This window comes from Martelella sp. (assembly GCF_984369615.1).
Map to the genome: position 1 here is coordinate 1 of NZ_CFHTCS010000218.1, position 7,588 is coordinate 7,588.

The 7,588-nt window shown below is 60.7% G+C and carries 8 protein-coding genes; 2 read left to right on the forward strand and 6 right to left on the reverse strand.

Features of this window, described 5'->3' with window-relative positions:
- Window positions 1-258: 258 nt before the first annotated feature.
- The 6 genes from AC5DC2_RS15980 to AC5DC2_RS16005 all read right to left on the reverse strand — a co-directional run bounded on the left by AC5DC2_RS15980 (window position 259) and on the right by AC5DC2_RS16005 (window position 4,504).
- A complete protein-coding gene (locus tag AC5DC2_RS15980) occupies window positions 259-1,251 on the reverse strand; it encodes a WavE lipopolysaccharide synthesis family protein (RefSeq protein WP_491699191.1) in 993 nt (330 codons plus the stop codon).
- A 164-nt stretch (window positions 1,252-1,415) separates the two neighbouring features.
- A complete protein-coding gene (locus AC5DC2_RS15985) occupies window positions 1,416-1,748 on the reverse strand; it encodes a cupin domain-containing protein (RefSeq protein WP_024709720.1) in 333 nt (110 codons plus the stop codon).
- Complete coding sequence (locus AC5DC2_RS15990) at window positions 1,745-2,485, reverse strand: glycosyltransferase family protein (protein WP_491699192.1); 741 nt, start codon at window positions 2,483-2,485, stop codon at window positions 1,745-1,747. Before AC5DC2_RS15990 ends, AC5DC2_RS15985 begins: the two co-directional genes overlap by 4 nt.
- The gene (locus tag AC5DC2_RS15995; RefSeq protein ID WP_036238155.1) at window positions 2,482-3,132 is read right to left on the reverse strand and encodes an HAD family hydrolase; all 651 of its coding nucleotides are present in this window, start codon (window positions 3,130-3,132) and stop codon (window positions 2,482-2,484) included. Before AC5DC2_RS15995 ends, AC5DC2_RS15990 begins: the two co-directional genes overlap by 4 nt.
- Window positions 3,132-3,761, reverse strand: a complete 630-nt coding sequence (locus AC5DC2_RS16000) for a PI-PLC domain-containing protein (protein ID WP_024709723.1) — start codon at window positions 3,759-3,761, stop codon at window positions 3,132-3,134. Before AC5DC2_RS16000 ends, AC5DC2_RS15995 begins: the two co-directional genes overlap by 1 nt.
- Window positions 3,761-4,504: a glycosyltransferase family 2 protein gene (locus AC5DC2_RS16005; RefSeq protein WP_024709724.1), complete on the reverse strand. Its 744-nt coding sequence runs from the start codon at window positions 4,502-4,504 to the stop codon at window positions 3,761-3,763. Before AC5DC2_RS16005 ends, AC5DC2_RS16000 begins: the two co-directional genes overlap by 1 nt.
- Before the next feature lie 318 nt (window positions 4,505-4,822).
- Between AC5DC2_RS16005 and AC5DC2_RS16010 the strand changes: the two genes are divergently transcribed.
- Together AC5DC2_RS16010 and AC5DC2_RS16015 are read left to right on the forward strand one after the other, a co-directional pair.
- On the forward strand, window positions 4,823-5,824 hold the full coding sequence (locus tag AC5DC2_RS16010; protein WP_491699193.1) for a Gfo/Idh/MocA family protein: 1,002 nt from the start codon (window positions 4,823-4,825) through the stop codon (window positions 5,822-5,824).
- A 3-nt stretch (window positions 5,825-5,827) separates the two neighbouring features.
- Window positions 5,828-7,402 (forward strand): acyl CoA:acetate/3-ketoacid CoA transferase, encoded by a 1,575-nt coding sequence (locus AC5DC2_RS16015; protein ID WP_491699194.1) that lies wholly within the window; start codon window positions 5,828-5,830, stop codon window positions 7,400-7,402.
- The last annotated feature ends 186 nt before the right edge of the window (window positions 7,403-7,588 follow it).

Consider the following 7,588-nt stretch of genomic DNA (forward strand, 5'->3'; position numbering starts at 1 on the left):
CGATCAAGCCCCGGACGGCGCGCATCCCATCAACATCAATACCAAGCTGGCCGATATGATGGATGCGCTCGGCAAGGGCGCGACCCTGAGCGTGGTTGACGGCGACGGCAGGACCGTCGGCAGCGTCCGCCCCTCCAATGTCGTGACCGCACTCAATCCGGCGATACCGCTTGGATAAAGCTCTGGTAGCTGTCTGTTCACACAGGAAAAAGGCGCTCCTCGGGGGCGCCTTTTGTCAGTGTGTGAAGATCATCGCGGTCACCGCGGCATCAGGAAGAATTCCAGCACGCCGGTGCGGATCGCGCGGCGCTTGACCTTGCTCTTGAAGGGCAGGGAAATCATGTTGCCGATGAGACGACAGACCTTGTAGGGGCGATAGTAGCGATCGATCTTTTCGCGCTCGCTGTCATGTTCGGGCACGACCGCCGTCGGGTCGACATGCTTCTTGTAGAGCCCGATCCACTCATTATGCGTGTAGCAGGTCCTGAACGAATTGGGGTGGACCTTCATGAAAAAGGTCGGCTTTGACGGCTCGAGGTTGAACTGGTCGAAGGACAGGAACACGAAATTGGAGGCGAAGTATTTCTCCGTCGCCTCCACGGCCCTCTCATTGCCGTCATTGTAGTGCGCGCAGCACACTTCGCGCCCGGCATTGCGCAGCGCATTGACGAAGATATGCTGCTCGGGCGTGTAACGGTTGTAGCGCTTGCTGCCCGTATCCCAGAGCGCCTCCTCCTCCGTCATCAGCGGTACGTCGTAGAGCTTTCTGATGTCTTCGGTCAGACCGAAGAAGGCAAGGTCGGACGGGTGAAAGGGAAAACGCAGCCGTGAGCGCGGATTGCGCGAGAAATAGCTGCAGGCGAGAAGCTTGTGCGCAAAAAGCGCATAGGCCTCGTCCCGCCTGGGAAAGGCGTCGAAGAACTGCAGGAAGTCATTGCCGGTCAGCCGGAAGTCCGTGCGTATGCGGAAGCAGTAGGGCGTCTCGACCCGCTCCAGGCCGGCGCGGTTGCCGACGATCTGACGGTTGACATTGTTGGCCTTCTCGCCCGGCTGGTCGGAATAATAGAAGAAGCCGGGATCGTCCGCGAGCACCAGGTCATCAAAATCAAGCCCATCGACATCGGCTTTCTTCCACGTCGACAAAATGACCTTTGATCCCGGAAAATAGCGCCTGACAGCAGCAAAGCTGTCGCGGACAAGCGGCTTGTCGACGACGCCCTGAAACAGAAATGTGATCTCTTTTGTGTCCATCACCGAATGACCTGTGTGCCTACCAAACGCGCGCGCCCCCAAATCCGTTCCCCGTCTGCGACACTTGCCTCCTTCACATGCAATATGCCCCTCCCAAATGGGACATGTCGAGCAGGTTCTTCACTGCGTCCGCTCCCGCCCGCGCGCCCCGCATGCTCGGCTGCTCAAGGAGCGCCGCCTGGATATTTGTCATCGCTGGCGCCGGGAAGCTTCACAACCACGTTGACGGTTCCGTCCTCAAGGCAGGCGAAGTCGGTTGCCTCGCCGGGCTCCATTACGACAATGTCGCCGGCTCCGTATTCAACGCCGTTCATGGCGACGCGGCCGGCGATGATGACCGTATATTCCGTGGCAACCTTGTGGTGGTGCAACGCCTCGCTGTCGCCGCGCCGATAGCGCTTGACGGCAACCTCGACATCTTCGGTCCGGCACAGGCTCGGCTCGAAATCGCCGATGAACCAGCCCTTGACCATGTCTTCCAGCTTCGCCGTCCTCAATGCAGAAACGCCTCCCTGTGCTCATGCAGCTGCGAAATGTACTGGGCGAGCTGCATTTCCGTCTTCACCGGATGGAACTGGTCGTTATCGATGAACTCGATCACAACCTTTTTGTGGCGCAGCACCATCTCGTTGATGGTCTGGCTGATGAAAAAGGCATCCTTGATCTTCCGGTCCTTGCGCACCACGCTCTGGGCGCAGAGCACGAAATCGCTGCCCCTGCGGAAATAATAGAAGCTCGCAAGCGCATGCTTGCTGATCGGCCGCTTTTCGGCAACCTCGCAGACGAAGCCGTCATCGTCCAGAAGCGCGAAGGAATAGCGCGGGTGCACCGAACGGAAGGAGACGACGCCGGCATCCGCCTTCCTGTCGCGGAATGCCTTGACGATCGCCGTAAGGTCCGCATCGATCAGTTCGTCCACGGCGACGAGAATGATCTCCTCGTCCTTGTCGATCTGCTCGGCGGCCAAGAGCGCCGTGCACACCGAGCCGGCGGTGGGGCCGGACACCTCGACGCATGCGCCGTTCTCCGCGCTCTGCGCGATCACATCATCGACATTGAACTCGTGAATATCGGAACTTCTGACGCAAAAGATGATCGCGCTCGGCTCAAGCGTCTGCAAGGCCGCGATCTGGCGTTCGAGTATGAGTTCCTCGTTGAACTCGGTCATGTAGAGCGGATAGCGCTCGCCCTTGATGTCGAGGTTTTCGCCACCCATCAGAACCACGATCTTCATGCTGCGGACCCCACGGATTTGCCGGCCGCCTCGATCTCGGCGATACGCTGCTTGAGGCCCTTGTAGTTGACCTCGTCAACGTCCTTGACCGCCATCACATGGGCGCCGGAGGCTTCCGCCGCCTTCAGCCCGTTGGGGTTGTCCTCGACGATGAGGCATTCCTTCGGATGGAGCTTCAGCATTTCTATCGCCTTCAGATAGATTTCCGGATCGGGCTTAGACCGCTTCACGTCCTGGTTGGAAAGCATGAAGTCGAGATAGGGCGTCAGGCTCGCCTTCTGCATCATCTGCTCAACGGTATCGCGCATCGAATTGGAGGCGACGGCGAGCCGGTAGCCCTCCAGCTTGAGCCGCGAAAGCGCGTATTCGTGATCGAAGCGCGGACGGCAGCGCTCGACGATGATTTCGAGCGTGTAACGCTGCTTCATCTCGTTGATGAAGCCGTGCAGATAGGTCGGCAGGTTCTTGTCGATGGACAGGCGCTGCAGCTTCACCTTGGTCGGCAGCCCGTCATAGACGGTGGCGTGCTCGTGGCGCTCGATCGTGTAGCCGAACAGGCCGAGCGCCCGGTTGAGCGCATCATAATGCCATTCCTTGGCCTCGATCAGCACCCCGTCCATATCGAAAATGACTGCCTTTATCGCCATTATCGTGCCTCCTCGAACGCGTCCTTCGCCTTTTCCGGCATGTCGGTGCACAAAAGAAGCGCTTCGCTATTGAGAGATTGGGCCGATTTTAAGATCGGCCACTGAATGCCGACGTCGCGCCGGTGCAGGTCGGCGGATACGACGCAGACGCGCTTCTTCTGCGCAATCAGCGCGTCGATCAGGCCGGGACCGAACCAGTCGGAACGGAAGCAATCGAGCCAGACGCCATGGCTGGCTTCCAGAAGCGGCGGATGCGGCTGCAGGTCGGAAAGGCCGGTAAAGACCGTCAACCCGTCTTCGATCTGGCGCACAAGATCCGGCAGCGACATGTCGAAAACGAAGTAGTTGCTGTGGCCGTAATCCTCGAGGATGGCCTTGATCTCCGCGCCCAGCCCGTCGGCCTTGATGTTCAGCGCCAGGGTCAGGTTGCGCCCGTCCATGATCTCGAGAAACGCTGAAAACGGCATTTCGCCGCCCTGCGCCATGTCATGGGCGATGACGATCTCGCCGTTGTGATCCCTCAGATCGGTCTCCGTGCCGAAGCCGCGGTCGAAGGAACGGCGAAAGGCCGTCTCGGTGTTCTTTTCCGCGGCCGTCTCCCACAGGCCGCGATGGGACAGAATCTCCACTATTTCACCCTTTCGGAAACAGGATGTTTCAGAAAGAAATCGAGATCTCCCGGTATGCCCAGCCCGTACATGCCGTCATACTCCTTCCCGATGGAATAGTGCCCGATCTTCAGGCCGTCGCGAATCAGGTAATTGTAGACCGGACAGATATAAAACTCTCCGTTGATCCGCACATTGTCCTCTATCATTTTTTTCGACGCGCGCACCAGATCGCGGCCTTTTCTAAAATTGAAGATGCCGACGGCGGCATTGTCGGAGATCACCCTCTTTTCGGCGGTTTCGACAACGCGTCCCTCGTCCTCGCGCACGAAGGACCATTTCGGATCGTCGGCCTTCATGGTCATGATCAGGCCGTCATAGCGGCCATCCTCCATGAATCCGAGATAGGCGTCGATGTCGGCATCGATATACTGATCGGAATTGACCGTCATCACCGGCTCGTCGGTGTCGATCAGTTCCTCGGCCAGAAGCACGGTGGAGGCCTGTCCCTCGGTGACGCGATCGATGCCGATAATCTCGACATGTTCGGCCAACCCCTTGAGTTTTTCCTCAAGTCCGTAGTCCCGGATATGGCCATTCTGGCAGATGAAGATGAAGCGATGGGCCACGGAGGGGGTGAGGTTTTCGACCACGACCTGGATCATCGGCTTGCCGTGCACCGGGATCAACGGCTTGGGATCCGTGTAGCCGGCATCGGCAAACCGGCTTCCCCGGCCGGCCATCGGAACAACTATATTCAGCACGTCAACTCGCTTCCCGTCTCCATAGCCTCGGATCTCCCGCTTCGGGCCTTGCCATCATAGCAGACTTATCCGCCCTGCCTTTTCAACATTGTTTACAAGTCTTTTCAGGATCCAAGACCCTTTGGCCTGCCTAGCCCCCCGGCAGCCGACACTTTTACGTGGTAGCCGAAGCCTTCCCTGCCGACAACATGACACCGCGGCAAAAGCGGACTTTTTCCGCCAAGACCGGAAATTATCAACCGGCCGATTGACGAACGGCGGATCATCCCCTAAACATCAGATCAGAATTTGGAACGTACCAAATCGGGAGGAGATGGTATGAAATGGGGTCTCATCGGCGCCAGCACGATCGCGTCAGAGCACATGATCGGCGCAATCCGGGCGCAGTCGGGCCACACGGTCGAGGCGGTCTTGTCCTCAAACGCCGCGCGCGGTCAGGATTTTGCGACCCGCAACGGCATCCCGCATGCCTTTTCCGATCTCGAGGCGCTTCTGGAACACCCCGGGATCTCCGCGGTCTACATCTCCACCACCAACGAGAAGCACGTATCGCAAGCGATGGCCGCCTTTGCCGCCGGCAAGCATGTGCTGTGCGAAAAGCCGCTGGCGCTCAGTGTCGATGACGCAGCGATGATGGTCGAGGCAGCGAAAAGCGCTGGCCTCGTGTTTGCCACCAATCATCATCTGCGCTGCTCCGGCGCTCACCTTGCCATTCGCCAGATGATTGCACGGGGCCGCCTCGGCCGCGTCCTGTCGATGCGGGTGTTCCATGCCGTCAGCCTGCCGGAGCATCTGCGCGGCTGGCGCATCGACAACGCGGCGGCGGGCGGCGGCGTCATCGCAGACATCACCGTCCATGACGCGGATACGGTGCGCTTTCACCTCGGCGAAGACCCGAAGACCGTTGTCGCCCAGGCAGTCTCCTCCGGCCTCGGCCGGGGCGTGGAAGACAGCGTCATGTCGGTCTGGACCATGCCTTCGGGCATCATGGTGCAGAGCCATGAAAGCTTCACCCACCCCTATGCCGGTTCCGGCATCGAGATTCACGGCACGGAGGGTTCGCTTTTTGCCCAGGGCGTCATGACCCAGCGACCGACCGGCACGGTCACGATGACCGACAGGGACGGCGCGCTCCAGCTCAACTACGATCGCCATGACCTCTACAGTTACGGCCTGAAGGCCTTCAGCCAGGCCATCGCCGGTCGCGGCCGGCCCGCCGCCGACGGCGTCGACGGGCTGAAATCGCTCGCGGTTGCGCTGGCCGTTGCCCGATCGGCGCGCGAGGGTCGGGCCGTCGATGTGGACTACAAAGGATATTGAGTGATGAAGAGCAAGGTCGTCAGCGCGGAAGCCGCCGTCAGCCGGATCGCAGATAATGCCGTGGTTTCGGTCTCGTCTTCCTCCGGTCTCGGTTGCCCGGACAAGGTGCTGGAAGCGCTCGGCGCGCGTTTCGAGGCAACCGGCCGTCCCCGGCGGCTCACCACGCTGCACCCGATTGCCGCCGGCGACATGTACGGCATCAAGGGCATAGACCATATCGCGCGCGACGGTCTCCTGGACCGGGTGATCGCCGGCTCCTATCCGAGCGGCGCCTCATCGCTGCCGATGCCCGAAATCTGGAAGATGATCGTCGAAAACCGGGTCGCGGCCTATAACGTGCCCTCCGGCATCCTGTTCGACATGCACCGCGATGTGGCGGCAAAGCGCCCGGGCGTGCTCACCCAGGTCGGCATCGACACATTTGTTGACCCTGAACGCCAGGGCTGCGCCATGAACGAGAAGGCTGAGGCGGCCCCGATCGTCAAGCGCGTCGATTTTGCCGGCGACACCTGGCTGCATTTCGACAATTTCGCCCCGGACGTGACGATCCTCAGGGCAACGACGGCCGATGAGCACGGGAATCTTACCTATGAGCACGAGGGCGCCTATCTCGGCGGTCTCGACCAGGCGATCGCCGCGCGCAACAATCGCGGTCTCGTCATCGCCCAGGTCAAGCGGGTGACGGCCGCCGGTTCGCTGCGCCCGCATGATGTGCGCGTTCCCGGGCATCTGGTGGATTGCATCGTGGTCGATCCCGGCCAGTATCAGACCACCGAAACGCTTTACGATCCGGCGATTTCCGGCGAGATCATTCATCCGCTGGCCGATTTCGAGCTTGCCGAATACGGCGTCGAAAAAGTGATCGCGCGCCGCGCCGCGATGGAGCTTGCATCCGGCCAGGCCGCCAATCTCGGCTTTGGAATCTGCGCGCTGGTGCCGCGCATCCTGCTGGAGGAAGGCCATGCGGGCGATGTCACATGGGCAATCGAGCAGGGCGCTGTCGGCGGCATGCCGCTGACCGGCTTCGCCTTCGGCTGCGCGTCGAACGCCGACGCCTTCATGCCCTCGCCCAACCAGTTCACTTACTTTCAGGGCGGCGGCTTCGACGTTACCTTCCTGTCCTTCCTCGAGGTGGACCGCAAGGGCAATGTCAATGTCTCCAAGCTCGGCAAGAAGCCTTATCTGACGGCCGGCTGCGGCGGCTTCGTCGACATCACGGCCAATGCCCGCAAGATCGTCTTCGCCGGCCTTTTCGAGGCGGCGGCCGGCCTCAACCTGACGAGCAAGGGCCTGTTCGTCGAAAAGCCGGGCAAGTTTTCAAAGATGGTCGAGGCCGTGGAACACGTCACCTTCTCGGGCGAACGCGCCCGGGAGAACGGCCAGGACGTGCTCTATGTCACCGAACGCTGCGTCATGCGCATCGGCGACAACGGCCTTGTCGCCACCGAGATCATGCCGGGCATCGATCCCGAACGCGATATCATCGCCGCCTCCGGCGGACGGGTCTCCGTCGCCGAGAATGCAACCGGCATGCCGCTGTCGCTGCTGTCCGAACGGAAGATGGGGCTCAAGATATGATTGCAGGCCATGTCGCATATTCTGCCGTCACCCCTGCCCCACCAATCTCCCCCCTTGAGGGGGAGATGCCCCGACAGGGGCAGAGGGGGGTGAATTCTCTCCGCCCGTTCGGAGCAAGCGGCTCTGCCTCATACCCCCCTCTGTCGCTTTCGCGACATCTCCCCCTCAAGGGGGGAGATTGGTGGG